Genomic DNA, 24,398 nt, shown 5'->3' on the forward strand with positions numbered 1-24,398 from the left:
CCCCGTCCGGCAGGCATGAAGAGCACGGCAGCGGGTATACGCGCGGGCGATGAGGACGCCGCGGACGAGGGGGACCTGCATGCGATGAGATCTTGATCACCCGCGCGCCCCGGAAAAGGCACGCATCGAAATGACTCACGGGGGTAACCGGCCTGGCTGTCCGCATCTGATGGAGGTACACGTGCCCATTGCCCAGAATCCGCTGTCCGTCGAGGTGACCCTGCCCCGGCAGGACGTGGCGCTGCTCACCGTCGAGGGATATCTGGACGTCGACACCGCGACGGAGTTCCAGCACCACCTTGCCAACCAGCTCCACCACGGCCGGCGGCACTTCCTGCTCGACCTGTCGGCGGTGCCGTTCATGGACTCCTCCGGCATGAACATCATCCTGCGGGTCTACCAGGAGGCCCGGGAGCTGCCGGGCAGCGTGCACATCATCCGGCCCACCTCCGCGGTGCGCCGCATATTGGACCTCACCGGCGTCAGCATCACGGTCCCCGTCTCGGAGAGCGTGGAGGACGCGCTCGCCCTCGTCGACGAACGGGCCGCCGGACGGGACGGGGAGCAGGAGAGCGACGGCTGACCGGCGCCGCTCGCCCGGCCGCGGCTCGCGCCGGCCGTCCGGAGAGCTGTCGCACGAGGTGTCGTACGAGGTCGGCGGGTGGTTACAGTTGTCGCCCGGCAGAGTCACGTCGCCGGCCCGTTGCCGCAACGGTTCGCGCGACGCAGTTGCGGATGAGGAGTGGAACAGGTGCCGGAGCACGCAGTGGACACAACGCCCGGAACGCCGACCGGCGAGGTCCGCGACTTCCTGCGCGGCCGTCGGGAGCAGATCGCGCAGCGCTGGGCGGACGAGCCTCTGTTCCGGGCCGTGTTCACGGTCTCGCGGGACGAGGCGGTGGAGGCGGGCAAGGCCGTGGTCGACGCCCTGGCCGAGGTCGCGGACGTGGCGCGGGTCGAGGACCCGGACGCCGCCGGGTTCGCTCCCGTGCGGGAGCAGTTGGGGCGGATGGCGGCGGCCCGTTCGCGGGCCGGCCTGAGCACCGGGCAGATCTCCAGCGAGCTGGCGTCGCTGCGTCCGCCCGTGGAGAACCTGCTCCTGGAGGACCTGCGGGACGCCCCGGCCGACCACGTCCGGGCCTGTACGACCACGCTGAGCGTGCTCATGGGCACACTGCGGGTCCTGGTCATGCAGACCGCGCTGAGCGAGGGGCAGGCCCTCATCGACCGGCAGCGGCTGCAGCTGATGGAGGTGGCCACCCCGGTCATCAAGCTGTGGGACGGCATCGTGGCGGTCCCGCTGATCGGGACGCTGGACAGCGCCCGCAGCCAGGTGGTGATGGAGACGCTGCTGGAGGCCATCGTCGAGCAGCAGGCGCGGTACGCGATCCTGGACATCACCGGGGTGCCGACGGTCGACTCGCTGGTGGCCCAGCACCTGATGAAGACGGTGCAGGCGGCCCGGCTGATGGGCGCGGAGTGCATCGTCTCCGGCATCCGTCCGGCGATCGCGCAGACCATCGTCCACCTGGGCCTGGACCTGGGCGGGGTGGTCACCCGCGCCGGCCTCGCCGACGCGCTGGGCTACGCGCTGCACAAGCTGGGCGCCGGCATCTTCAACACCTCGCCGAACGGTACGGACCAGCGGTGAGCCAGGCCTTCTCCGGCCCCTCCGCCGGACACGTCCCGGTGCTCAGGCTGGGGCAGGTCCTGCTCGTCACTCTCCAGGGGGACCTGCACGACAGCACCGCCCAGCAGCTCCAGCAGGACCTCTCCGAGACGGTGGTGGCCAGCGGGGCCACCGGTGTGGTCATCGACATCTCCGGCGTGGAGATCGTCGACTCCTTCCTCGGCCGGGTGCTGGCCGAGATCGCCGCCCAGTCGGGTCTGCTGGCCGCCCGGACCGTGATCGTCGGCATGCGGCCCGCGGTCGCGATCACCCTGGTGGAGCTGGGGCTGACGCTGCCGGGGCTGCACACCGCGCTCAGCACCGAGGCGGCCATGGAGCTGCTGGACGTGCCCGTCCCGTCCGCCCGTCCCGGCGCCCCGCGCCCGGAGCGTCCGTGATGGGCACGGCAGCGGGTGTCGAGGCCCGCCTGCCGATCCGTTCGGACCTGGATCTGATGTGGGTGCGCCAGCACGTGCGGCAGGCCGCCGCCCAGCTCGGCTTCGGCCTGGTGGACCAGACCAAGCTGGTGACCGCGGCCAGCGAACTGGCCCGCAACACCCTGGTGTACGGCGGTGGCGGCACGATGGAGTCGCAGCACCTCGTCGACGGCTCCGCGCACGGGCTGCGGCTGGTCTTCAGCGACCAGGGGCCGGGCATCGCGGACGTGGAGCAGGCGCTCAGCGACGGCTACACCTCCGGCGACGGGCTGGGCATGGGCCTGGGCGGGGCACGCCGGCTGGTGCACGACTTCGCGATCGAGAGCGCCCCGGGCGCCGGTACGACGGTCCGGGTGACCTCCTGGACGGGGCGGCCCCCCAGGCCGCGTGAGGAGTTCTGAATGCCGCGCGTGTGGGAGGTGCCGGTGCACGACTCGACCCGGGTGCGCGACGCCCGGGTCGCGGCCGAGCACGCGGCCGCCGCCGCCTCGCTGGACGAGCCGCGCACCGCGGTGGCGGCGCTGGTCGCCACCGAACTGGCCACCAATCTGCTCAAGCACGCGGGCGGCGGCCGGGTCCTCATCGACGTCGTGGCGCCGCCGGTGCTGGCGGCGGGCCGGGACGCGGGCCCGGTGGTGCAGATCGCGGCGATCGACCACGGCCCGGGCATCGCCGACGTGACCGAGGCCCTGCGCGACGGGTTCTCCACGGCGGGCTCGCTCGGCGCGGGCCTGGGCACCTGCCGGCGGATCGCCGGCCACTTCGAGCTGCACAGCGTCCTGGACCGGGGCACGGTGGCGCTGGCCCGGGTCGGCGCCACGCTGCCCCGGACCGGCGCCGGCTCCGGCGCCCCGGGGCTGACGGCCGGGGTCCGGGCCGGCGGGGTGAACGTGCCGTTCGGCGGGGCGGAGTACTCGGGGGACGCCTGGGCGTGGGTGCGGTCCGGGGACCGGGTGACGCTGATGCTGGCGGACGGACTGGGCCACGGCCCGGAGGCGGCCCTCGCCTCCACGGCCGCCGCCGACGCCCTGCGCGGCGCGGCCGGGCTGCCGCCCGCCGAGGCGCTGCGCCGGCTGGACGGGGCGCTGCGCGGTACCCGGGGCGCGGCCGTCGCGGTGGCCCAGGTCGATCTGCGGGCCGGGCGGCTGCGGTTCGCCGGGATCGGCAACGTGGGGGCGCGGCTGTGCGAGGCCGGGGTGTGGCGCCCGCTGGTGTCCCGGCCCGGGATCGTCGGCGTGCACCGGCCGGGGACCCTGCGCGAGGAGGAGGCGGTCTGGGGCGACGACCACCTGCTCATCCTGCACAGTGACGGCCTGCCCAGCCGCTGGACGCCGCCGCCCGAGACGTGCCGCCCCCACGTCGACCCCGCCGTCACGGCCGCGGTGACCGTGCGCGACGCCAGCAGCCCCGCGCGCCCGGTGCGGGACGACACCGCCGTGGCCGTGCTGACCTCGAACCCGTCGGACCGGTGATGATGCGTACGTGGCAGATCTCCGGCGTCCTCGACGCGGCCCGGGCGCGTATCGCCACCGCCCGGCTGGCCGCCGCGTACGGGGTGCCGCCGCTGGAACGGACCCGGCTGTCGGCGGCGCTCAGCGCGCACCTGCGCCAGTGCCTGACCAAGGGCGGCACCTGGCGGCTGGCCCTGAACCCGATCGCGCGGGAGTGCGGGGAGGGCCGCCTGGAGGTGCTGGTGACGCCGTCCCGAGAGGTGTCGGAGGCGGGCCAGCCGCCCTGGCGGATGACGCTGGCCTGCCGGGAGCCGGACCGCGCGCCGGAGGCGGGCACGGTGGCCGAGGACCCGGCGGCGCTGGCGGAGGCGCTGCTGGGCGCCGACGAGGACACCGCGCTGGTGCTGCGCAAGCTGCGCGAACAGGAGGAGCTGGTCGCCTTCCACCGGGAGGAGCTCCAGCAGACCAACCAGGGCGTGGTGGCGCTCCACGCCGAACTGGACGCCGCCGGGCGGGCGCAGCGGGAGGCGTTCGCCGCCGAGCGCAAGGCGCGCACCGAGGCGGAGGAGGCCCGGCGCCGGCTGACGTTCCTGGCGGACGCCAGCGCGGTGCTGACCACGCCGCTCAACCACCACGAGATCCTGCGCCGCCTGCCGGACCTGCTGGTGCCCGCCTACGCCGGGAACGTCGACCTGTGGCTGTTCGAGACCGACGGCGACGCGCGCGGCGCCGCGGCCCATCCGGCGGCGCTGACCGCGGCCCGCACCGGGCGTCCGCAGTACGCCGCCGACCATCCGGGCCGGCTGGCCGGGGTGGACGACCATCCGCCGGCGCCGGAGCACGCCGCCCGGCCGGTGCTGTGCATCCCGCTGCCCACCCGCCGGGAGCCGCTGGGCGTGCTGACCATGTCGCCGCCCGGCGAGCGCTGGGACCCCGACGACGCCGTGATGCTGGTGGAGCTGACCCGGCGGGCCAGCATCGCCATCGACAACGCCCGGCGCTACGAGCACAACCGGGACATCGCCGAGACGCTGCAGCGCGCGCTGCTGACGGAACTGCCCACGCCCGGCTTCCTCGGCATGGCCGCGCGCTATCTGCCGGCCACCCAGGGAATGAACATCGGCGGCGACTGGTACGACGCGTTCCGTCAGCCCGACGGCGGGGTGATCGCGGTGGTCGGCGACGTCACCGGGCACGGGCTGCACGCGGCGGTCATGATGAGCCAGCTGCGCACCGCGCTGCGCGCCTACGCGGTGGACGGCGGCAGCCCCGGACGCCTGCTGACCCGGCTGCACACCTTCCTGCACAACCTCCAGCCCGACCTGTACGCCACCGCCGTCATCGCCCGCTTCCACCCGGACGAGCCGACGATGACCTGGGCGGCGGCCGGTCACCCGCCGCCGGTGCTGCGCGGCCCGGACGGGCGGGTGCGGATCCTGGACGCCAAGCCCGGCGCCATGCTCGGCATCCCGCTCAAGCAGGACATCGCCGACCACACCGTAAGGGTGGCGCCCGGGACGACATTGGCGCTGTACACGGACGGTCTGGTGGAGCGGCGGGCGCGGGGCATAGACCCGGGCATCGAACGGCTGGCGGCGGCGCTCGGGTCGTTCGGACCGGCCGAGCTGGACATCGACCTGGGGGGTGCGGCCGACGGCATCCTGGACCCGCTGCTGAGCGACTCCGAGCGGGACGACGACGTGTGCCTGCTCCTGTGCCACCTGCGCGAGCACGGCTGACACGTCCGAGTGGCGAAACGCGCGGCGGCGCGATGAGATCGGTGGGTGCGAAGCAGCGATCCAGGGGCAGGCGAAGGACGTTCGAGGAAGACCGCCCGGAGCCGCAGAAAGGGATGACACCGTGACACGACCCAGGATCCTGGTGGTCGGCGCAGGTTTCGCCGGTGTGGAGTGCGTCCGCCGCCTGGAGAGGAAACTCACCCCGGGCGAGGCGGAGATCACGCTGGTGACGCCCTTCGCCTACCAGCTCTATCTGCCCCTGCTGCCCCAGGTCGCCTCCGGCGTCCTGACCCCCCAGTCGGTCGCGGTCTCCCTGCGCCGCAGCAGCAAGTACCGCACCCGGATCATCCCGGGCGGCGCCATCGGGGTCGACCTGAAGGCCAAGGTCTGTGTGGTGCGCAGCATCACCGGCAAGATCATCGACGAGCCGTTCGACTACATCGTGCTCTCGCCCGGCAGCATCACCCGCACCTTCGACATCCCGGGGCTGACCGACACCGCGTTCGGCATGAAGACCCTGGCGGAGGCCGCGTACATCCGGGACCACGTCATCACCCAGCTCGACCTGGCCGACGCCAGCGAGGACCCCGCCGAGCGCGCCTCCCGGCTGCAGTTCGTGGTGGTCGGCGGCGGCTACGCCGGTACCGAGACGGCCGCCTGCCTCCAGCGCCTGACCTGCGCCGCCGTCAAGCGCTACCCGCGGCTGGACCCGAAGCTCATCAAGTGGCACCTGATCGACATCGCCCCGAAGCTGATGCCCGAGCTGGGCGACAAGCTGGGCCGCAGCGCCCTGGAGATCCTGCGCCGGCGCGGCATCGAGATCTCGCTGGGCGTCTCCATCGCCAAGGCCGCTCCGGAGGAGGTCACCTTCACCGACGGCCGGGTGATCCCGACCCGCACGCTCATCTGGACCGCGGGGGTCGCGGCCAGCCCGCTCATCGCCACGCTCGGCGCCGAGACGGTCAAGGGCCGGCTCGCGGTCACCGCCGAGATGTGCCTGCCCGACCACGACGGGATCTTCGCGCTCGGTGACGCGGCGGCCGTGCCCGACCTCGCCAAGGGCCAGGACGGCGCCGTCTGCCCGCCGACCGCGCAGCACGCGATGCGCCAGGGCGTCCACGTCGCCGACAACGTCATCGCCGCCCTGCGCGGTCAGCCGATGCGGCCGTACGTCCACAAGGACCTGGGTCTGGTCGTCGACCTCGGCGGGGCGGACGCGGTGTCCAAGCCGCTGGGCGTGGAGCTGCGGGGCGTGCCCGCGCAGGCGGTGGCCCGCGGCTACCACTGGTCGGCGCTGCGCACCGGCGTCGCCAAGACCCGGGTGATGACCAACTGGCTGCTCAACGCGGTGGCCGGCGACGACTTCGTACGCACCGGCTTCCAGGCCCGCAAACCGGCCAAGCTGAAGGACTTCGAGTACACCGACGCCTACATGTCGCCGGAAGAGGTCCGGGCCCATGTCGAGGGGGCCGGCCGGGCGCCGGCCTGACCCGGCGCGCGCGGCCCGGTCACGGCATGAGATGCTGAGAAGTCGATCTAGGTGTTGGACCGGGTTCGACCAGGGGAGAGTACGGCGGCGTGAAGGCAGCGGGGCGCTCGGTGCGGACACGGCTGCGGGACCGCGTCGCCGCCTCCGATCCAGGACTGCTGCGGCTGGTCGCCGGGCTGCGGACGGTGGGCGCGATCGCGCTGGCGCTCGCCGTACTGGCCGTGCTCGGCTCCGACGTCCCGCATCTGGTGGCGGGCGCGATGGCGGCGATGGTCGCCACCTTCGCCATCCAGGAGAAGCAGCGCGGCCCGCAGGCCGTCACCCTGGCGCTGGGGCTGCCCGTCGCTCTCGCCTCGGTGTCGCTGGCGGCGCTGCTCGCCTCACGGGTGGTGATCGGCGACGCCTTCTTCGTCGTCCTCATCTTCTGCGCCGTCTACGGCCGCCGGTTCGGCGACCGGGGGACGGCGCTCGGCCTGATCGGCTTCCAGCTGTACTTCGTCTCCCTGTTCGTCGGGGCGACGGTGGCGGAACTGCCGGACCTGTACCTGTCCCTGGCTGTGGCGTTCGCGTCCAGTGCCCTGGTCCGGTTCGCGATCGTGCCGGCGACCCCGGCGGGCGTCCTCCAGCGGCTGCGGCAGGCCTTCCGGGCCCGGCTGGCCCAGTTGATCTCCGCCCAGCTGGAGCTGCTGGACGCCGGTCCGGACGACATCGACAAGGTGCTGGAGGACCTGCGGGAGGGCCACGCCCGGCTGCACGAGACGGCGCTGATGATCCAGACCCGGCTGGACGACAACACCCTCGACGCGTCCACGACCCGGCTGGTGCAGCGTCGTATCGCGGACGCCGAGATCGCCGCCGAGCGGCTCGGGCTGCTGCTGCTGACCGCGCGCAGCGCCCGGCGGGCGGACACCCTCACCCTGCACCTGCCGGGCGCCCCGGCGCCGTCGGTGCGCCGGATGCCGGGCGCGGACGAGGCCGTCACGCTGCTGCGCCGTGACCTCACCGCGCTGCGGGAACTGGTGGTACGGCCGCCCGCCGAGGCGCGCGGCACCGCCCTGTCCCACCTGCGCAACCGGCTGCTGGGCTACCGCGACGAGGAGAACCTGCCCGCGGCGTCCCCGGCCGTCCAGGACGTCTTCCGCGGCATCGGTGAGACGGCCCGCGCCGTCATGGGCCTCAGGGTCGCCCTGGACGGGCCGCAGGACGAGTCCGACGACTCCCCCGCCACCACCCGCTCCCGCGAGGAGCTGGACGCCGAGGACGCGGCGATCGACGCCGGGGAGGAGACGGCCGACGAGGAGCAGCCGACCGGACTGCGGCGGCCCACCACGCGTGCGGCCGTGCAGGTCGCGGTCGGCTCGACGCTGGCCATCGTCGGCGGCGAGATGCTCTCCGCGCAGCGCTGGTACTGGGCGGTGCTCACCTGCTGGATCGTGTTCATCAACACCGCGTCCACCGGCGAGATCCTGGTCAAGGGCTACCGGCGGCTGCTGGGCACGGTCTTCGGGGTGGTGGCCGGGATCGTGCTGGCCGGGCTGGTCGGACAGCACACCTGGACGGCGTTCGCGCTGGTCCTGGTGTTCATCTTCGCGATGTTCTACACGGCGCCGCTGTCGTACACCCTGATGTCGTTCTTCGTCACCGCCATGCTGGGGCTGCTGTACACCCTGCTGCACACCTACAGCGCGTCGGTGCTGCTGCTGCGGGTGGAGGAGACGGCGCTCGGCGCGGCCTGCGGGGTGGTGGCGGCGGCGCTGGTGCTGCCGGTGCGCACCGACAGCCGTACGGACGAACTGCTCGGCACGGTCCTGGAGCGGCTCACCGACGTCACCGAGGGCGCCGTGGACCAGCTCAGCGGCGGGCCGGCCGCCGATCTGCTGGACCGGGCGCGCGACCTGGACCAGGCCCTCGGCGACCTGCGCGGCGCCACCCAGCCGCTGACGCACCCGATCACACCGCTGCGGGCCCGGCGGGACACGGCGCGTTACGTGGTGGCGCTCCTGGAGACCTGCGCGTACCACGCGCGTGCGCTGGCGGCGACGGCCGAGCTGCTGCCCACCCACCCGTCCATCGCGGCCGACCCCCGGCTGCGCGGCGCGGTACGGCGCACGGTGCGCAACATCGGGGCGATCGCGGCGCACGTCGCGGACCCGGACACGGCCGTGGAGGTCGAGACCGGACCCAGTGTCGCCTCGCTGCTGGAGTACGACACCGCCGGCGTTCCGCGGTACGGCCGGATCACCGGCCGGGTGCTGCGCCACCTGGAGCGGCTGGACGAGGCGGTGACCGGCCTCGCCCGGCCGCTGGGCGTGCCCGTGGCGGCACCGAAGCGGTGACGGCGGGACTCGCCCGGGGCCGCGGGCGGTCAGAAGTCGCTGGGCAGGCCGCTCGCCTCGGCGATGCCGCGCAGTTCCTCGTTCTGCCGGTGGCGTTCCTTGAGGTAGTCGGCGATCTCGCCGAGGCGGTCCGGGTCGGAAGCGGTGGCCGCGTCGGTGACCACGCGGATCGGCCCGGTCTCCTCGGTGCTGATCTCGATCACCTCGTTGTCGAGCCGGCCCGTCACCGCGGTCGCGATGACCAGGGCGGCCTCGTCGCGGATCTCCTGGGGCAGGGCGTCGGCGTCCTGCCCGTCGAGGGCGAAGTCGATGGTGGGCAGCTGCTGGTCGTCGATCGCCCGTAGGACCGGCTCCACGACGCTGAGCAGCATCCGGTAGTCCTCGGTGTCCATCCGGACGCGCAGAAGGTCGAGGTAGACGTCCACGGGACGGCCGTCCGGCGGAATCTCGTGTTCGTTCATCTGCTCCGGGTTCCCCCTCCCACGTCCCTCAGACGCGACGCCAGCGGGCCAGGGCGAACGAGAACACGCCGAACAGCACCAGTCCGGCCGCGACGCAGACCAGGAGCCAGGGTCCGAGCGGGGTCTCGGCGAAGGAGCGCAGGGTGTCGTCCAGGCCCTTGGCCCGGCCCGGCTCGTAGTCGGCCGCGGCCCGTACGGCGAAGGCGCCGGCCACGGCGAACACCAGGCCCCGCGCCACTCCCCCGGCCACGCCGGTCACGTCCACCAGCCGCCGGGACCAGGGGGCCAGGCCGCTCGCCTTGAGCTTCTTGCGGTAGCGGCGCCGGGCGGCCTGGACTCCGATGACGACACCGGCGACGACTACGCCGGCACCGGCGGCGCCCACCAGCCACTGTCCGCCGGGCACCTGAAGGACCCGGGCGGTGACGTCGCGGGACTGCTGGTCGCTGGAGCCGCCGGAGCCGTTGCGCGGGCTCGCCGCGAACGCCAGCACCGAGTAGGCGACGAAGGCGTAGAACACGCAGCGGGCGGTGGCCGCCAGCCGCTTCTTCGCCGTGCGGCCGTCGGGTCCCACGGCGCCGGACACCGCCTCCGACAGCCGCCACAGGGCCATGCCCACCAGTCCGATGCCCAGGGCCCACAGCAGGACCGAGCCGAACGGCTGGTCCGCCAGCGCCTCCAGGGCACCGGAGCGGTCGGCCTCCTCGGTTCCGTCGCCGAAGGCGATCCGCAGGGCCAGGGTGCCGACCAGCAGATAGATCACGCCACGGGCGGTGAGCCCGGCGCGGGCGGCGCTCTCGGCGGCCGTTCCGTCGGCCGCCCTGCGGGCCCGCCCGCGGGCGGTGTCGGTCAGTACGCGCGTGGTCATCTCGTCCTCCCCTTCCGAGACTCCCGGATGCCCCGGCGCGCACCGCGCACACCCTGCTGCCCGGGAACCGGTACCGGACCGTTCGGCTCCGGCGGGGGCGGCTTCCCGAGCGGGTGCCGTGCCCGTCGGGGGCAGGCCCGTGGCCCGCACGCCGGCCGGCGTGCGGGTGTGCGCGCCGGGTTTCCCGGGCGCGGGCGCGTTCCGCCCCGGCCGGCCACCGCCGCACCGCGCGGGCCGGCCGGGGCCGGGCGCGGTACGGCGGTGGCCGGCCGGGGCGGCCCGGCGGCTCAGGGCGTCGGGCGGGTCAGGGCGCCGGGCGGCGTCCGGGGCCCCGGCGGGCGGGGCGCCGACCCATCGCCTCGTCGCGCACCCGGGCGCAGCTGCGGCTGATGAGCCGGGAGACGTGCATCTGCGAGATGCCGAGCTGGTCGGCTATCCGGCTCTGCGTCATGTCCTCGAAGAACCGCATGTAGAGGATGGCGCGCTCCCGCTCGGGCAGCCGGCGCAGCCCCTCCTTGGCGGACTCGCGGTCGACCACGACGTCGTAGGAGTCGTCCGACGAGCCGAGGGTGTCGGCGAGGCTGTAGCCGTCGTCGCCGGCCGAGAGCTCGGCGTCCAGCGACAGGGTGCTGAAGCTCTCCAGGGCCTCCATCCCGGCGCTGACCTCCTCCTCGGTCAGTCCGGTGTGGGCGGCGATGTCGGCGGTCGAGGGCTCGGGGCTGCCGGGGTTCTGGGTGAGTTCGCGCCGGGCCACCCGCACCTTGTTGCGCAGTTCCTGTACGCGGCGGGGTACCCGAAGGGCCCACATCCGGTCGCGGAAGTGCCGCTTGACCTCGCCGGTGATGGTGGGCACGGCGTAGCTCTCGAAGGCGCCCCGCTCCGGGTCGAACCGGTCGATGGCCTTCACCAGGCCCAGTGCCGCGACCTGGCGCAGGTCCTCGACGGACTCGCCGCGGTCGCGGAAGCGGCCCGCGATGCGGTGGGCCATGGGCAGCCACGCGGTGACGAGTTCGTCGCGCACCGCGTCGCGTTCGGGCCCCTCCTCCAGTGCCGCCAACCGGGTGAACAGGCTCGCGGTGTCGGGGGCGTCGTCGTGGCGGCGCCGGGGCGGCGCGCTCGTCGGCTCGGGGGCGGTGGTGGTGGGCTCGGGGGTGGCGGGACGGTCTGTGGGGGTGTCGATGAGCATGCGGATCGCTCCTGAACGGTGGTCTCAGGGGGACTTCCGCGGGAACGGCGCTGCGGTCGACTGGAGTGCCGAAGCAGCCATACCGCTCCCGCTGCTGCGCCTCCGGTCCGAAGCACGAAACTGCGACTGCCCTTCCCCTCGGGGAACAAACGCCGCTTCTTCAAAAGTACTCAGGACAGTGGTATCAGCACGCTGATGCACTTGCCTCCGGAGGGCAGCTCGGACACGCGTACGTCGCGGGCCAGGCGGCAGACGATCGGCCAGCCCCGGCCGCCCACCCGCCAGCGGCCCCCCGGGCCGGCGGGCGGCGGGGGCGCCGGCAGTTCGTCGCTCCGGTCGCTCACCGAGACCCGCAGCCCGGGGCCGTCGACGTCGACCCGGAAGTCGGTGACGCCGCCGCCGTGCAGGATGGCGTTGGTGGTCAGTTCCGAGGCGACCAGTACGGCGTCCGACAGGGCGTCGGCGTCGTACCGGGTACCGCCCTCCCGGCCGCGCGCGGTGACCGCGCGTTCCACGGCCCGGCGCGCGTCGGCGGGTTTGGGCGGCCCGGGCGGCCGGTCACGTCCGGCACCGTCGCGTCCCGTGCCGTTCCGCTCGGTGGCGGAGGGGGTCATGGGCTTCTCACACATCCGTCAGCTCCCTGATCGTGTGGAACATCGTGTGAACCGAGCCGGAGCCCGCCCTGCCCGCGGCTGCCTCGTGTTCCGGCTGACCTCTCACCGCACCCGCAAACCTCAGGACCTCCGTACGGCCCAGCGGCCATGCGGCCGCCGTGCCGGGGGTACGCGGTGTGCATGACGGATGTTGTGGACTCGGACGAACTGCTGCGGCGCATGCACCGGGCGCGGGCCTGCGCGGCCCAGGAGGAGCGGGCCTGGCGGACCCGGCGGGACGAACTGCGGCCGACCGACCCGGAGGGAGCGCGGGAGGCCGAGGTGCGCTCGGCGGCCTACGAGGCGGTGCTGCGGGTGCTGGACGAGGTACTGACGCCCGGCCGGCGCACGGAGCGGGGCTGACCCCCGGCCCCGCCCCGGAAGGACCTCCGGGACGGACCCCCCGGACGGCACCGATTGGGCCGGCCGGAGCGGGGAAACCGCAGGGCATGGCCATCGATCACACCCAGGCTCCGGTGCTCCAGGCTCTCGCCGACTACCGCCGGGAGGGCCGGCTGTCGTTCACTCCCCCGGGGCACAAGCAGGCGCGGGGCGCCGACCCGGCCGTCCGTGAGGTGCTGGGCGACGCGGTCTTCCTCGGTGACGTACTGGCGACCGGGGGGCTCGACGACCGGCTCACCCGCGACCGGGTGCTCCAGCGCGCCCAGGAGCTGATGGCCGACGCCGTCCACGCCGACCACACCTTCTTCTCGACGTGCGGCAGCTCCCTGTCGGTCAAGGCGGCGATGCTCGCGGTCGCGGGGCCGCACGAGAAGCTGCTGATCGGCCGGGACGCGCACAAGTCGGTGGTGTCCGGTCTGGTGCTGTCGGGCATCGAGCCGGTCTGGGTCGAGCCGCGCTGGGACGCGGAGCGCCATCTCGCCCATCCGCCGTCCGCGGCGGAGTACGAGGCGGCCTTCGCCGGCCACCCCGACGCCAGGGGCGCCCTGATCACCAGCCCGACGCCGTACGGCGCCGGCGCGGACCTGGCCGCCGTCGCCGAGGTCTGCCACCGGCGCGGACGGCCGCTGATCGTCGACGAGGCGTGGGGCGCGCACCTGCCCTTCCACCCCGACCTGCCGTCCTGGGCGATGGACGCGGGCGCCGACATCTGTGTGACCAGCATCCACAAGATGGGCAGCGGCCTGGAACAGGGCTCCGTCTTCCACCTCCAGGGCGACCTGGTGGAGCCGAAGCTGCTGGGCATGCGCGCGGACCTGCTGAGCACCACCAGCCCGTCGGTGCTGATCTACGCGGGACTGGACGGCTGGCGCCGCCAGATGGCACTGCGCGGGCAGGAGGTCATGGGCGGCGCTCTGGAACTGGCGGCGGAGGTGCGGGCCGCGGTCGAGGAGATCGACGGCATGCACGTCAACGACCGGGCGGACTTCTGCGGCCCGGGGCTGGCCGACGGTTTCGACCCGCTGCCGGTCGTCATCGACCTCGACGGGCTCGGTATCTCCGGCTACCAGGCCGCCGACCGGCTGCGCGAGCGGCACGGCATCATCGCCCACCTCACGGACCACCGGCGGATCGGCGCGCAGATCACCCACGGCGACGACCGGGAGACCACCGGGGAACTGCTGGCGGCGCTCAAGGAGCTCGCGCAGGCCGCCCCCGGGCTGCCGGACGCCCCCCGGGTGGCGGTCCCGTCACCGGCCGAGCTGCGGATGACGCAGGTCGCGCTGCCCAGGGACGCGTTCTTCGGGCCGACCGAGGACGTGCCCGTGGAGCGGGCGGCCGGAAGGGTCGCGGCGGAGATGATCACCCCGTATCCGCCGGGCATCCCGGCCGTCCTGCCGGGCGAGCGGCTGACCGAGCCGGTGCTGCGCTACCTGACCAGCGGCCTGGCCGCCGGGATGTACCTGCCGGACCCGAGCGACCCGGCACTGGAGACGGTGCGGGTGGTCGCGGAGCACGCCGGCTGAGGCGGGTACCCCCGCCCTCCGGCGCCGTACCGTCCGGCGGGTGAGACGGGTCACGTGCTCCGCCCCCGGTTTCATGGAACGTCCGCAAATGGTTTAGCGTTCACCTATACGTGGTGACGGAGTCGATCCGCGCGGTCCTCCGGCGCCACTGTTCACGGCCCTGGCTGGATCCCCCCGTCCAGCCAGGGCTTTTTCATACCGTCACGGAATCTCCGCGCCCGCCGAGGTGCCCGGGGCCGCGCCGGCCGCTGAAATGGGCGTAGGGAAAACACCGGAACCGCATCGGCCGGCGAGGAGTTCCGTGTCATGACCAAAGCGATCAAACTGCTCAACGCCCTCCCCCCGCCCCAGCGGGCGCGGCTGACCGAACTGGCCAGGGAGGTCCACTTCCCGGAGGACACCCGGATCTTCGAGGCGGGCGGCACGGCCGACCGCTTCTGGGTGGTCCGCTCCGGCGCCGTCTCCCTCACCCAGCGGGTGACGTCCCTGCAGAGCGTGACGGTCGCCAGCCTCGGCGCCGGCGACCTGCTCGGCTGGTCCTGGCTGTTCCCGCCGTACCGGTGGGACTTCGGCGCCGAGGCGTTCAGCGCGGTGCGCGCCTACGAGTTCGACGCCGCCGCGGTGCTCCGGCTCTGCGAGGACGACCCCCGGCTCGGCGTGGTCCTGGTGCGCTCCGTCGCCGAGATCCTGGCGCACCGCCTGGAGACGACCCGCGGCAAACTCCTGGAGCAGTACGCGCTGCACCGGCGCGGCGGTCCGCTGTAACGGGTCAGACGCGGTAGCGGCGCAGGGCGGGCACCGTCAGGGCCAGGCCCAGCATCACCACGACGACCAGCAGCCCGCCCCCCGTCACCGCGCCGCGGGCCCCGAAGGCCGAGCCCGCGGTGCCGTGCAGCACGTCGGCCAGACGCGGTCCGCCCGCGACGACGACCGTGAAGACGCCCTGCATCCGGCCGCGCATCTCGTCGGTCGCGGCGGACAGCAGGATGGCGCCGCGGAAGACCATGGAGACCATGTCGGCGACGCCCGCGACCGCGAGGAAGACCACCGCGAGCCACAGGCTCCCGCTCAGTCCGAAGCCCGCGACGGCCGCGCCCCAGGCGACGACCGCGCCGATCACCATCCAGCCGTGCCGCCGGGCCCGGGAGAAGGTGCCGGAGAACAGTCCGCCGGCCACCGCGCCGATCGGGATCGCCGCGTACAGCAGCCCGAGCGCCAGCCCCTCGCCCGAGCCCGCGTACGTCTCGGCGGCGAGCTGCGGGAACAGCGCCCGGGGCATGCCGAACACCATCGCGACGATGTCGGCGAGGAAGGACAGCAGCAGCACCGTGTGCCCGGCGATGTAGCGGAAGCCGGCCACCACCTCGCGCAGGCCCGCGCGGCCCTTCCCGCCGCCCGTCAGCGGCAGCAGGGCGGGCAGCCGGTAGACCGCCCACACCGTGACGCACAGGGCGACCGCGTCGATGAGGTACAGCTCGGGCAGGCCGATGACCGGGATCAGGACGCCCGCGAGCAGCGGACCCACCACCTGGCCGGTCTGCATGACGGTCGAGCCGAGGGCGTTGGCGGCGGGCAGTTCGTCCTCGGGGACCAGCCGGGCGATGGAGGCGCTGCGCGCCGGGGAGTTCAGGCCCCAGAAGGCCTGCTGGAGCGCCAGCAGCACCATCAGTACGACGACCGACTCCAGACCGGTGGCGGCCTGCGCCCAGAACAGCAGCGAGGTCACGGCTATGCCGCTGTTGGTGATCAGCAGCAGTTTGCGGCGGTCCATGGTGTCGGCGACCGCGCCGCCCCACAGCGCGAACACGACCAGCGGCACCAGGCCGGCCAGGCTGGCGGCGCCCACCCAGGCCGAGGAGCCGGTGATGTCGTAGATCTGCTTGGGCACGGCGACGGCGGTGAGCTGGCTGCCGACGGCCGTGACGATGGTGGAGACCCACAGCCGCCGGAAGGCGGGACGGCGCAGGGGGCGGGTGTCCATCGCCCAGCGCCACCAGCCCCGGCGCGGGGCGGGGGGCGCGTCGTCGGCGCCGGGTGTCTGGGCCCGGGGTTCGGTACTGCTGTCGCTCGTGTCCACGCATTCCTACTTGGTCGCTACATCTTTCGGCTGCCTCACTATCGCAGGACGGCGGGGCGGCGTGGTGTGACGGGCGTCAACTCCCGGCGATCAGCGAGACGCCGAGGACGATCATGACGGCGGCGACCAGACCGTCCAGGATCCGCCATGCCCGGGGACTGGCGAGGAAACGGCCGAGGTGGCGGGCGCCGAAGCCCAGCGCGGCGAACCAGGCGAGGCTCGCGAGCGCCGCGCCCAGTCCGAAGGTCCAGCGCAGCGGGCCGCGGTCGGCGGCGACGGAACCGAGCAGGAAGACGGTGTCCAGGTAGACGTGCGGGTTGAGCCAGGTCAAGGCCAGGCAGGTGAGCACCGCCCGCCGCCGGGAGCCCGCCGCGCCCCCGCCGTCCGCCCGCAGCGCGCCGGCCGGCCGGAACACCCGCCGGGCGGCCAGGGCGCCGTACCCCAGCAGGAACGCCCCGCCGATCCAGCCGACCGCCGTCAGCGCGCCCGGCCACGCCACCACCAGGGCGCCGACCCCGCCGACCCCCAGGGCGATCAGCACCGCGTCGGACAGGGCGCAGATGCCGACCACGGCCAGGACCGCGTCCCGGCGCACACCCTGGCGCAGGACGAAGGCGTTCTGGGCGCCGATGGCGACGATGAGGGAGAGGCCGGTACCGAAGCCGGCGGCCGCGGTGGCCAGGGCGTTGTTCATGCCTCCGACGCTAAGCGAGCGGTCTTCGCGCGTACAGCTGAAGATTCTTACGTATCCTTAGCTCGCGTGAAGGTGACGCGATGAGTGGACCGGCGACGGCGGCACTGGGCGACCTGCCCCTGGACCAGGTGCGGACCCTGCTGGCGGTGGTGGACGAGGGGACGTTCGACGCCGCCGCGGCGGTGCTGCACGTGACGCCGTCGGCGGTGAGCCAGCGGGTGAAGTCCCTGGAGCAGCGCACCGGCCGGGTCCTGCTGCTGCGCACCAAGCCGGTGCGGCCCACCCCGTCCGGCGCGGTGCTGGTGCGGCTCGCCCGGCAGGTGGCGTGGCTGGCCCGGGACGCCCACGCCGAACTGGGGCTGAGCGGGGCCGGTGAGCCGGTCCGGGTGTCGGTGGCGGTGAACGCGGACTCGCTGGCGACCTGGTTCCTCGGCGCGCTCACCCGGGTGCCGCGCGATCCGCCGCTCTGCTTCGAGCTGCGCCGCGAGGACGAGGACCACACGGCGGCCCTGCTGCGGGAGGGTGTGGTGATGGCCGCGGTGACCTCGTCGCCGGACGCGGTGCCGGGCTGCTCGGTACGGCCCCTGGGGCGGATGCGGTATCTCCCGGTGGCCGCACCGGAGTTCGCCGCCCGGCACCTGGCCGGACCGCTGCTCCCGGCGCTGACGGAGGCGCCCGTGGTGGTGTTCGACCGGCGCGACGACTTCCAGGACGGCTTCGTGCGCCGGCTCGGCGGCGGGCACGGGTCCGCGAGCCAGGTGCGGCACTACGTCCCCACCTCGGAGGGGTTCGTCGAAGCCGTCGCCGCCGGACTGGGGTGGGGCATGGTGCCCGAGCCACAGGCCGAACCCCTGCTGCGCAGCGGCCGGTTGACCGAGCCGGCCCCCGGGACGGCGGTCGACGTGCCGCTGTACTGGCAGCAGTGGAAGCTCGACTCGCCGGCCCTGGCCACGGTGGCCGAGGCGGTGGGGGCGGCCGCGGCCCGGGCGCTGCGGCAGGAGGAACTCCCTTACCCGGAAGCGACTTCGCGGCCTCCCGCCCGTTTGGCCCCGCCGTCCACAGGTCACCCGAGGGTGAGCAACCCGAATCCGTGACAGCGCGATACGACGATCGCAGGTGACTTTGATGGACGACTGGCGAGAGCACGCGGCCTGCCGCGCCGAGGACCCCGACCTGTTCTTCCCGGTCGGCAGCTCGGGCCCGGCCCTGCTGCAGACCGAGCAGGCGAAGGCGGTCTGCCGGCGCTGCCCCGTCCGGGACCAGTGCCTGGAATGGGCCCTGGACACGGGGCAGTCCATCGGCGTCTGGGGCGGGACCGACGAGAACGAGCGACGCGCCCTGAAGCGGCGTCTGGCGTCCCGCCGGCGGACGGGCTGACCCCGCGGCCAGGTCCGGCCCCCAAGCGGACGGGCGGGCGGCGCCGGGGCCGCGTAGTCTCGGCACCAGCGCCGTCCGCCGCCGAAGGGACCGAGCCGTGAACGTCCGTGTGCGCCGCGTCTACGACCCGCCCGAGCCGGACGACGGCACGCGGGTGCTGGTGGACCGGCTGTGGCCGCGCGGCCTGAAGAAGGAAGCCGCGCACGTGGACGAGTGGCCCAAGGAACTCACCCCTTCCCCGGAACTGCGCCGCTGGTACCACGCGGGCGAGGGCTCCCACGAGGAGTTCGCCGGGCGTTACGAGGCCGAGCTGGCCGCTCCGGAGGCGGCCGGGGCGCTCGACCGGCTGAGAGAGCTGGCGGGCCGGGCGCCCGTGACGCTGCTGACCGCGTCCAAGGACCCCGACCGCGGCCACGCCGCCGTACTGGTCCGCCTGCTCGACGGGAGCTGAGTCGGCGGGGCCTGAGGGGCAGGAGCTGAGCACCTGCGCCCTCAGGCCCCGGCCCTCGGACTCCGCCCCTCAAGCCGTCTGCCGCGCCGCCGCGCGTCCGGCCGCCCGCCCCGAGAAGAGGCAGCCGCCCAGGAAGGTGCCCTCCAGGGCGTTGTACCCGTGCACGCCGCCGCCGCCGAACCCGGCCACCTCACCGGCCGCGTACAGGCCCTCGACAGGGCTGCCGTCGGCGCCGAGGGCGCGGGAGTCGAGGTCGGTCTGGATGCCGCCGAGGGTCTTGCGGGTGAGGATGTGCAGCTTGACGCCGATCAGCGGGCCGGCCGCCGGATCGAGGACGCGGTGCGGGGCCGCGACCCGGCTGATCCGGTCGCTCAGGTAGCGGCGGGCGTTGCGGATGCCCTGGACCTGGGCGTCCTTGCTGTAGGGGTTGGCCATCTGGAGGTCGCGGGCCTCGATCTGGCGGCGGACGGCGGCGGCGTCGAGGAGCGGCTCGTCGGTGAGCCCGTTCATCCGGTCGACGAGCTGTTCGAGGGTCGGCGCGGTCACGAAGTCGGCGCCCTCGCGCACGAAGGCGGCCACCGGCCCCGGGGCGCCCTTGCCGACGACCCGTTCCCGCAGGAAGGCCGCCCGGTCCTTGGCCGTGATGTCCGGGTTCTGTTCGGAGCCCGACAGCGCGAACTCCTTCTCCACGATCTTCCGGGTGAGGATGAACCAGGAGTGGTCGTACCGCGCGATGTCCTCGTCGGTGCGCAGGTGCCTGAGCGTGCCCAGGGTGTCGTAGCCGGGCAGGCAGGGGTCGGGCAGGCGGCGGCCGAGCGCGTCGAACCACATCGGGGACGGGCCCGGCAGGATGCGGATGCCGTGGCCGGGCCAGACGGGGTCCCAGTTGCGCAGGCCCTCGGTGTAGTGCCACATGCGGTCGCGGTTGACCAGGCGGACGCCCGCCGCCGCGCTGATGTCCAGCATCCGTCCGTCGACGTAGGCGGGGACACCGGTGACCATCTCGGCGGGCGGGGTGCCCAGCCGCTCGGGCCAGTACCGGCGGACGATGTCGTGGTCGGCGCCGATGCCGCCGGAGGTGACGATCACGGCCTGGGCGGTCAGTTCGAAGTCGCCGATCCGGTCGCGGTTGGAGGCGACGCCGCGGGGTGAGCCGTCCTCGGCGAGGACCGTGCCCCGTACGCCGCGCGCGGTGCCGCCCTCGACGATCAGCTCGTCGACGCGGTGCCGGTGGTGGAAGGTGAGCAGTCCGTCGCGCACGGCCTGCTTGGCGTACCGGGCGAAGGGCTCGACCACTCCGGTGCCGGTGCCCCAGGCGATGTGGAAGCGGGGCACCGAGTTGCCGTGTCCGTCGGCCCGGAGGCCGCCGCGCTCGGCCCAGCCCACGTTGGGCAGCAGCTTGATGCCGTGCCCGTCCAGCCAGGACCGCTTCTCCCCCGCCGCGAACTCGACGTAGGCCCGGGCCCAGCGCACCGCCCAGGAGTCCTCGTCGTCGAGGCGGTCGAAGCCGGCGCTGCCCTGCCAGTCGTTCCAGGCCAGCTCGAAGCTGTCCTTGACGCCGAGGCGCCGCTGTTCCGGGGAGTCGACGAGGAACAGCCCGCCGAACGACCAGAACGCCTGCCCGCCGAGGTTGGCGGCGTTCTCCTGGTCGACGAGGGCCACCCGGCGGCCCCGGCCGGTCAGCTCGTGCGCCGCGACCAGTCCCGCGAGGCCCGCTCCGACGACGATGACGTCGGCGTCCATGGCGATCGTCCCTTCCTCGTTCCCTTGTTCCCTTGTTCCCCCGGCCACCGCCCCGCCGCGGCCCGCTCGTCACCGTCGGCCCGCGTTCGACACGGGAACGTATCCGATGCACCGGCGCGTGCGAACCTCCCGCACTACACTTGGAACGTACGTTCGATTGCGAGGTACGCTCGGGATATGAGCACGCACCTCCAGGGTTCCCTCTTCGACCAGACCGACCGGCCGCGGCTCGGCCCGCTCGACGGAATCCGCCGCACCCGGCTGGGCTCCGGCGCCTGGATCGACGTACTCCCGGGGTGGCTGAGCGGCGCCGACGCGCTGTTCGAGCGGCTCGCCGCCGAGGTCCCCTGGCGCGCGGAACGGCGCGAGATGTACGACCGGGTGGTCGACGTCCCCCGGCTGCTCGCCTTCTACGGGGCGCGGGACCCCCTGCCCGACCCGGTCCTCGACGAGGCCCGCGACGCCCTCACCGCGCACTACGGCGAGGAGCTGGGCGAGCCGTTCACCACGGCGGGCCTGTGCTACTACCGGGACGGCCGGGACAGCGTCGCCTGGCACGGCGACCGGGCCGGCCGGGGCGCGCGCGAGGACACGATGGTCGCCATCCTCTCCGTGGGCACGCCCCGGGACCTGCTGCTGCGTCCGGTGGGCGGCGGCAGCGCGGTGCGCCGGCCGCTGGGCCACGGCGACCTGATCGTGATGGGCGGCTCCTGCCAGCGCACCTGGGAGCACTGCGTACCGAAGTCAGCGCGGGTCGCGGGCGGCCGGATCAGTGTCCAGTTCCGCCCGCACGGCGTGCGGTGAGACCGACCGGAACCCACCGCTCCGCCACCGCCCGGCGTCTGCTTGGCTGTTCCCGGTCCACCAGCCCCTCTCAGGACGCGGAGTGAGTGATGAGCGCCGACGTGCGACAGGTCGCGGACGGCACCTATCTGGTGCACGGCAGCGACACCAACTGGGTGATCCTCGCCGACGGGGACGCGGTGACGCTGATCGACACCGGCTACCCCGGTGACCGGCAGGCGGTGCTCGACTCGCTGGCCTCGGCGGGGAGTTCGCCCGAGGCGGTGGCGGCCGTCCTCATCACGCACGCCCACAACGACCACCTGGGCTCCGCCGAGTACCTGCGCACCACGTACGGCACGCCCGTCCTGCTGCACGCGGCCGAAGTACCCCACGCCCGACGGGACTTCCTCCAGCAGGTCTCGGTCCCGACGGTCCTGCGCAACGCCTGGCGGCCGGGCGTGCTGCCGTGGATCACGCACGCCGCCCGGTCCGGCGGCACCGCGCGGCTGCCGGTCGCCGAGCCACGGCCGTTCCCGGCGGCGGGCGCCCTTGACCTGCCCGGCCGGCCCGTCCCCGTGCACACTCCGGGACACACGGACGGCCACTGCGCCTACCACCTGCCGGAGACCGGGGTGGTGGTCTCGGGCGACGCCCTGGTCACCGGCCACCCCGTCTCCCGCGCCGAGGGACCGCAGTTGCTGCCCGACATGTTCCACCACGAGCGCGCCCGGACGGTGGCGTCGCTGGACGTGTTCGAGGAACTCGACGGCGACCTCCTGCTGCCCGGCCACGGGCCGGCGCACCACGGGTCCGTGGCCCTGGCCGCGCGGCGGGCACGGGAGCGCGCCGAGCCCGCCGGCCGGGCACGGGGTTCCGCTTCCCTCCGTTGACGTGGCCCCCCGAACCCCCCCGAACTCCCCCGACATCCAGCCACAGCACCTCTGGACCCGGCCCATGTCGCCGCATGAGCCGGACCGGGCCGTTCCCCCTCGGAGGTTCTCGCCTCACTGGGACTGAGCCTGCCGTCGGTCAGTCCGCCCAAGGACCGGTACGTGCCCGCCGTCGTGAGCGGCCGGTACGTCTTCGTGGCGGGGCAGATCCCCCTTGAGGACGGCAGATCGGCGGCGACCGGGCACGTGGGCGGGGACGTGCCGGTGTCCCTGGCCCGAGAGCTGAGCCGGCGCTGCGCCCTCGCGTCGCTGGCCGCCGTCGACGCGAGGGCGGGGATCGACCGGGTGACCCGCATCGTCAAGGTCACCGGCTATGTAGCGGTGACACCCGGGTTCCGTGACCTGGACGCAGCCCGTCGACGGCGCCAGCGCGCTCCACGAGGCGGTGTTCGGCGCCCGCGGCGCACACGCCCGCGCGGTGGCAGGGTCGCGGACCCGCCCCTGCGGACGCCCGTGGAGATCGAGACCCTGGTCGAGATCGACCGGTGACGGCGGGGCCGCGCCCTCACAGGGGCACGGCCGTACCGGTGACGCCGATGCCGGTGCGCGGGTCCTCGGAAACGGTGACGGTGATGGTGCTCGGACGGCCCATGTCGTACCCCTGGAGGACGGTCAGCCGCGACGGCAGGGGGATCAGGCGCGCCTCCCGCAGATAGCCCCCGAACGCGGCCGCCGCGGCCCCCGTGGCGGGGTCCTCGAAGACCCCGCCGGTGGGGAAGGGGTTACGGGCGTGGAAGACCGTGGTGCTCTCCCGGCAGACCAGATCGACCGTCACCCAGCCGTGGCGGTTCATCAGGGCGGCCAGACGCGGCATGTCGTAGTCGAGCCGGGCCAGCCGGTCGCGCGAGGCGGTGGCCAGCACGACATGCCAGGCGCCGGCGTAGGCGGCTCGGGGCGGCAGGAGCGGGTCGAGATCCGACGGCCGCCATCCCAGGACGTCCAGCAACTGGTCGGTCTGGGCATCGGTCACCGCCGCCGTCCGCGGGGGCACGCTGGTCAGGGTGGCGACGACCCAGCCGGTGTCGTCGACGCCGGTGTGCACCGGGACGACACCCGCCGGCGTGCGCAGGGTGAGCTCGCCCGCGCCGTACTGCCGGGCGAAGGCGACCGCGGTCGCGATGGTGGCGTGTCCGCAGAAGGGGACCTCGACGCTCGGGCTGAAGTACCGCACGTCCAGGTGGCCGTCGCCCTTCGGGACGACGAACGCGGTCTCCGAGTATCCGACGTCCTTGGCGATGTCCGCCATGTCGGTGTCCGCCAGCCCCGTGGCGTCCAGGACGACACCGGCCGGGTTTCCGCCGTCCGCCTGCTTGGTGAAGGCGGCATAACGCAGTACTTCCATAGTCACCACATCAGTCAGGTGTTTCGGTTCGCGATCGGGGCCCCGCGACGCTCTCAGCCCCGGGCCAGCAGGTCTCCGGTGTCGGTGAGGCCCAGGGAGAAACCGAGAGCGATCCGCCGGCCGCCGTGACTCGGTTTCACGGCGTGGCAGGGCCGCAGCTGCCGCTTCTGCGGGTGCCGCCAGAAGAACAGGGAGCGGCGCAGCGACAGGAAGAACGTCGAGCCGTGGTCCGGGCAGGCGAACCTGACGACCCGCGCGACGCGGCTCAGCGCGGGCCCCTGGGCCTCGCGCAGTGTCCGGGCCAGGAAGCGCTGGACGATCAGGCCGCCCTGGCTGTGGCTGACCAGGACGACCCGGCCCTTTCCCGGGATCTGGACGCGCGAGTAGGTACGGAGCGAGTCCGCTGTGTCGTCGTACTCGGCGATCGCGCGGTCGGCGCGTATTTTGATCTTCCGGCTTCCACAGGGACAGCAGTGGGCGACCACACCGCGCGATGCCTCGTCGGCGGCGAGCAGTTTCCGGAACTGGTCCCACACTCCGACCGACGAGAACAGGCCGTGCACGAACACCACATGGACGGTCGTCCGTGATCGCAGTTCCCCTGGCATCGTCGTCATCGACCGCCACCCCCTGTACCGGCGGAACACCCACCAGCCATGCACATCGCCCGTTATACCCGTCCGCAAACCGGTGGGCCATGATCGGAAAGAAAACAGTCCCGAATGAATCGACCGACACGAAAGGCGACCGCTGTTCTGCCT

General features: G+C 73.9%; 26 protein-coding genes. 17 read left to right on the forward strand and 9 right to left on the reverse strand.

All coding sequences use genetic code 11. From position 1 onward, the window contains the following. Positions 1 to 181: 181 nt before the first annotated feature. The 8 genes from ACZ3IG_RS25655 (at position 182) to ACZ3IG_RS25690 (ending at position 9,121) form a co-directional block, all read left to right on the forward strand. Positions 182 to 583, forward strand: coding sequence for an STAS domain-containing protein (locus tag ACZ3IG_RS25655; RefSeq protein ID WP_467434951.1), 402 nt, complete (start codon positions 182 to 184; stop codon positions 581 to 583). Between the two features lie 168 nt (positions 584 to 751). Next, positions 752 to 1,651 carry an STAS domain-containing protein gene (locus tag ACZ3IG_RS25660; protein WP_467434952.1) on the forward strand — a complete coding sequence of 300 codons (900 nt, stop codon included), beginning with the start codon at positions 752 to 754 and terminating at the stop codon, positions 1,649 to 1,651. Continuing rightward, on the forward strand, positions 1,648 to 2,067 hold the full coding sequence (locus ACZ3IG_RS25665; RefSeq protein WP_467434953.1) for an STAS domain-containing protein: 420 nt from the start codon (positions 1,648 to 1,650) through the stop codon (positions 2,065 to 2,067). Before ACZ3IG_RS25660 ends, ACZ3IG_RS25665 begins: the two co-directional genes overlap by 4 nt. After that, positions 2,067 to 2,507, forward strand: coding sequence for an anti-sigma regulatory factor (locus ACZ3IG_RS25670; protein WP_467434955.1), 441 nt, complete (start codon positions 2,067 to 2,069; stop codon positions 2,505 to 2,507). The genes ACZ3IG_RS25665 and ACZ3IG_RS25670 overlap by 1 nt, the downstream gene beginning before the upstream one ends. Continuing rightward, positions 2,508 to 3,578 carry an anti-sigma regulatory factor gene (locus ACZ3IG_RS25675; protein ID WP_467434956.1) on the forward strand — a complete coding sequence of 357 codons (1,071 nt, stop codon included), beginning with the start codon at positions 2,508 to 2,510 and terminating at the stop codon, positions 3,576 to 3,578. It abuts the gene before it with no gap. Then, entirely contained in the window at positions 3,578 to 5,296 is a 1,719-nt protein-coding gene (locus ACZ3IG_RS25680; RefSeq protein WP_467435172.1) for a PP2C family protein-serine/threonine phosphatase, read from the forward strand. Before ACZ3IG_RS25675 ends, ACZ3IG_RS25680 begins: the two co-directional genes overlap by 1 nt. Before the next feature lie 121 nt (positions 5,297 to 5,417). After that, entirely contained in the window at positions 5,418 to 6,785 is a 1,368-nt protein-coding gene (locus ACZ3IG_RS25685; RefSeq protein WP_467434957.1) for an NAD(P)/FAD-dependent oxidoreductase, read from the forward strand. A gap of 89 nt (positions 6,786 to 6,874) precedes the next feature. After that, the gene (locus ACZ3IG_RS25690) at positions 6,875 to 9,121 is read left to right on the forward strand and encodes an FUSC family protein (protein WP_467434959.1); all 2,247 of its coding nucleotides are present in this window, start codon (positions 6,875 to 6,877) and stop codon (positions 9,119 to 9,121) included. A gap of 29 nt (positions 9,122 to 9,150) precedes the next feature. On the opposite strand, the gene ACZ3IG_RS25695 is transcribed toward ACZ3IG_RS25690, so the two are convergent. The 4 genes from ACZ3IG_RS25695 to ACZ3IG_RS25710 form a co-directional block, all read right to left on the reverse strand. Then, entirely contained in the window at positions 9,151 to 9,582 is a 432-nt protein-coding gene (locus tag ACZ3IG_RS25695) for a hypothetical protein (RefSeq protein WP_467434960.1), read from the reverse strand. Between the two features lie 28 nt (positions 9,583 to 9,610). Next, positions 9,611 to 10,450, reverse strand: coding sequence for a DUF1206 domain-containing protein (locus tag ACZ3IG_RS25700; protein ID WP_467434961.1), 840 nt, complete (start codon positions 10,448 to 10,450; stop codon positions 9,611 to 9,613). Between the two features lie 304 nt (positions 10,451 to 10,754). Next, positions 10,755 to 11,636, reverse strand: coding sequence for a SigB/SigF/SigG family RNA polymerase sigma factor (locus ACZ3IG_RS25705; RefSeq protein ID WP_467434962.1), 882 nt, complete (start codon positions 11,634 to 11,636; stop codon positions 10,755 to 10,757). A 170-nt stretch (positions 11,637 to 11,806) separates the two neighbouring features. Continuing rightward, positions 11,807 to 12,265, reverse strand: a complete 459-nt coding sequence (locus tag ACZ3IG_RS25710; RefSeq protein ID WP_467434963.1) for an ATP-binding protein — start codon at positions 12,263 to 12,265, stop codon at positions 11,807 to 11,809. Between the two features lie 165 nt (positions 12,266 to 12,430). Between ACZ3IG_RS25710 and ACZ3IG_RS25715 the strand changes: the two genes are divergently transcribed. The 3 genes from ACZ3IG_RS25715 (at position 12,431) to ACZ3IG_RS25725 (ending at position 14,982) form a co-directional block, all read left to right on the forward strand. Next, on the forward strand, positions 12,431 to 12,652 hold the full coding sequence (locus ACZ3IG_RS25715; protein WP_467434964.1) for a hypothetical protein: 222 nt from the start codon (positions 12,431 to 12,433) through the stop codon (positions 12,650 to 12,652). An 86-nt stretch (positions 12,653 to 12,738) separates the two neighbouring features. Continuing rightward, entirely contained in the window at positions 12,739 to 14,217 is a 1,479-nt protein-coding gene (locus ACZ3IG_RS25720) for an aminotransferase class I/II-fold pyridoxal phosphate-dependent enzyme (RefSeq protein ID WP_467434966.1), read from the forward strand. A 306-nt stretch (positions 14,218 to 14,523) separates the two neighbouring features. Continuing rightward, positions 14,524 to 14,982 (forward strand): cyclic nucleotide-binding domain-containing protein, encoded by a 459-nt coding sequence (locus ACZ3IG_RS25725; RefSeq protein WP_215167190.1) that lies wholly within the window; start codon positions 14,524 to 14,526, stop codon positions 14,980 to 14,982. 4 nt (positions 14,983 to 14,986) lie between these two features. Here ACZ3IG_RS25725 and ACZ3IG_RS25730 read toward each other — a convergent pair whose 3' ends face one another. Continuing rightward, positions 14,987 to 16,294, reverse strand: coding sequence for an MFS transporter (locus ACZ3IG_RS25730; protein WP_467434967.1), 1,308 nt, complete (start codon positions 16,292 to 16,294; stop codon positions 14,987 to 14,989). Positions 16,295 to 16,370: 76 nt separating this feature from the next. Continuing rightward, complete coding sequence (locus ACZ3IG_RS25735; RefSeq protein WP_467434969.1) at positions 16,371 to 16,988, reverse strand: LysE/ArgO family amino acid transporter; 618 nt, start codon at positions 16,986 to 16,988, stop codon at positions 16,371 to 16,373. A gap of 80 nt (positions 16,989 to 17,068) precedes the next feature. Between ACZ3IG_RS25735 and ACZ3IG_RS25740 the strand changes: the two genes are divergently transcribed. From ACZ3IG_RS25740 to ACZ3IG_RS25750, 3 genes are all read left to right on the forward strand, one after another. Then, positions 17,069 to 18,082, forward strand: coding sequence for a LysR family transcriptional regulator ArgP (locus ACZ3IG_RS25740; RefSeq protein WP_467434970.1), 1,014 nt, complete (start codon positions 17,069 to 17,071; stop codon positions 18,080 to 18,082). Between the two features lie 31 nt (positions 18,083 to 18,113). Next, the gene (locus ACZ3IG_RS25745) at positions 18,114 to 18,365 is read left to right on the forward strand and encodes a WhiB family transcriptional regulator (protein ID WP_467434971.1); all 252 of its coding nucleotides are present in this window, start codon (positions 18,114 to 18,116) and stop codon (positions 18,363 to 18,365) included. A gap of 97 nt (positions 18,366 to 18,462) precedes the next feature. Continuing rightward, positions 18,463 to 18,816 (forward strand): DUF488 domain-containing protein, encoded by a 354-nt coding sequence (locus ACZ3IG_RS25750; protein WP_467434973.1) that lies wholly within the window; start codon positions 18,463 to 18,465, stop codon positions 18,814 to 18,816. A 69-nt stretch (positions 18,817 to 18,885) separates the two neighbouring features. On the opposite strand, the gene ACZ3IG_RS25755 is transcribed toward ACZ3IG_RS25750, so the two are convergent. Further along, complete coding sequence (locus ACZ3IG_RS25755; RefSeq protein WP_467434975.1) at positions 18,886 to 20,559, reverse strand: FAD-binding dehydrogenase; 1,674 nt, start codon at positions 20,557 to 20,559, stop codon at positions 18,886 to 18,888. Positions 20,560 to 20,736: 177 nt separating this feature from the next. Between ACZ3IG_RS25755 and ACZ3IG_RS25760 the strand changes: the two genes are divergently transcribed. From ACZ3IG_RS25760 to ACZ3IG_RS25770, 3 genes are all read left to right on the forward strand, one after another. Beyond that, positions 20,737 to 21,363, forward strand: a complete 627-nt coding sequence (locus tag ACZ3IG_RS25760) for an alpha-ketoglutarate-dependent dioxygenase AlkB (RefSeq protein WP_467434977.1) — start codon at positions 20,737 to 20,739, stop codon at positions 21,361 to 21,363. 89 nt (positions 21,364 to 21,452) lie between these two features. Further along, positions 21,453 to 22,235, forward strand: coding sequence for an MBL fold metallo-hydrolase (locus tag ACZ3IG_RS25765; protein WP_467434979.1), 783 nt, complete (start codon positions 21,453 to 21,455; stop codon positions 22,233 to 22,235). Between the two features lie 129 nt (positions 22,236 to 22,364). Next, on the forward strand, positions 22,365 to 22,784 hold the full coding sequence (locus ACZ3IG_RS25770; RefSeq protein WP_467435173.1) for a RidA family protein: 420 nt from the start codon (positions 22,365 to 22,367) through the stop codon (positions 22,782 to 22,784). Positions 22,785 to 22,800: 16 nt separating this feature from the next. On the opposite strand, the gene ACZ3IG_RS25775 is transcribed toward ACZ3IG_RS25770, so the two are convergent. Both ACZ3IG_RS25775 and ACZ3IG_RS25780 read right to left on the reverse strand, forming a co-directional pair. After that, positions 22,801 to 23,637, reverse strand: a complete 837-nt coding sequence (locus ACZ3IG_RS25775) for a PhzF family phenazine biosynthesis protein (RefSeq protein ID WP_467434981.1) — start codon at positions 23,635 to 23,637, stop codon at positions 22,801 to 22,803. A gap of 53 nt (positions 23,638 to 23,690) precedes the next feature. Continuing rightward, the gene (locus ACZ3IG_RS25780; RefSeq protein ID WP_467434982.1) at positions 23,691 to 24,254 is read right to left on the reverse strand and encodes an esterase/lipase family protein; all 564 of its coding nucleotides are present in this window, start codon (positions 24,252 to 24,254) and stop codon (positions 23,691 to 23,693) included. Positions 24,255 to 24,398 lie beyond the last annotated feature (144 nt).

The sequence above is a fragment of the Streptomyces sp. NPDC016677 genome, assembly GCF_055562815.1.

Bases quoted from the DNA above. Each gene is read 5' to 3' on its own strand.
- ACZ3IG_RS25780 (WP_467434982.1), bottom strand. From the start codon at position 24,254: ATGACGACGATGCCAGGGGAACTGCGATCACGGACGACCGTCCATGTG.
- ACZ3IG_RS25745 (WP_467434971.1), top strand. From the start codon at position 18,114: ATGGACGACTGGCGAGAGCACGCGGCCTGCCGCGCCGAGGACCCCGAC.
- ACZ3IG_RS25735 (WP_467434969.1), bottom strand. From the start codon at position 16,988: ATGAACAACGCCCTGGCCACCGCGGCCGCCGGCTTCGGTACCGGCCTC.
- ACZ3IG_RS25695 (WP_467434960.1), bottom strand. From the start codon at position 9,582: ATGAACGAACACGAGATTCCGCCGGACGGCCGTCCCGTGGACGTCTAC.
- ACZ3IG_RS25725 (WP_215167190.1), top strand. From the start codon at position 14,524: ATGACCAAAGCGATCAAACTGCTCAACGCCCTCCCCCCGCCCCAGCGG.
- ACZ3IG_RS25670 (WP_467434955.1), top strand. From the start codon at position 2,067: ATGGGCACGGCAGCGGGTGTCGAGGCCCGCCTGCCGATCCGTTCGGAC.
- ACZ3IG_RS25715 (WP_467434964.1), top strand. From the start codon at position 12,431: ATGACGGATGTTGTGGACTCGGACGAACTGCTGCGGCGCATGCACCGG.
- ACZ3IG_RS25675 (WP_467434956.1), top strand. From the start codon at position 2,508: ATGCCGCGCGTGTGGGAGGTGCCGGTGCACGACTCGACCCGGGTGCGC.
- ACZ3IG_RS25760 (WP_467434977.1), top strand. From the start codon at position 20,737: ATGAGCACGCACCTCCAGGGTTCCCTCTTCGACCAGACCGACCGGCCG.
- ACZ3IG_RS25765 (WP_467434979.1), top strand. From the start codon at position 21,453: ATGAGCGCCGACGTGCGACAGGTCGCGGACGGCACCTATCTGGTGCAC.
- ACZ3IG_RS25720 (WP_467434966.1), top strand. From the start codon at position 12,739: ATGGCCATCGATCACACCCAGGCTCCGGTGCTCCAGGCTCTCGCCGAC.
- ACZ3IG_RS25710 (WP_467434963.1), bottom strand. From the start codon at position 12,265: ATGTGTGAGAAGCCCATGACCCCCTCCGCCACCGAGCGGAACGGCACG.
- ACZ3IG_RS25680 (WP_467435172.1), top strand. From the start codon at position 3,578: ATGATGCGTACGTGGCAGATCTCCGGCGTCCTCGACGCGGCCCGGGCG.
- ACZ3IG_RS25755 (WP_467434975.1), bottom strand. From the start codon at position 20,559: ATGGACGCCGACGTCATCGTCGTCGGAGCGGGCCTCGCGGGACTGGTC.
- ACZ3IG_RS25700 (WP_467434961.1), bottom strand. From the start codon at position 10,450: ATGACCACGCGCGTACTGACCGACACCGCCCGCGGGCGGGCCCGCAGG.
- ACZ3IG_RS25705 (WP_467434962.1), bottom strand. From the start codon at position 11,636: ATGCTCATCGACACCCCCACAGACCGTCCCGCCACCCCCGAGCCCACC.
- ACZ3IG_RS25740 (WP_467434970.1), top strand. From the start codon at position 17,069: ATGAGTGGACCGGCGACGGCGGCACTGGGCGACCTGCCCCTGGACCAG.
- ACZ3IG_RS25775 (WP_467434981.1), bottom strand. From the start codon at position 23,637: ATGGAAGTACTGCGTTATGCCGCCTTCACCAAGCAGGCGGACGGCGGA.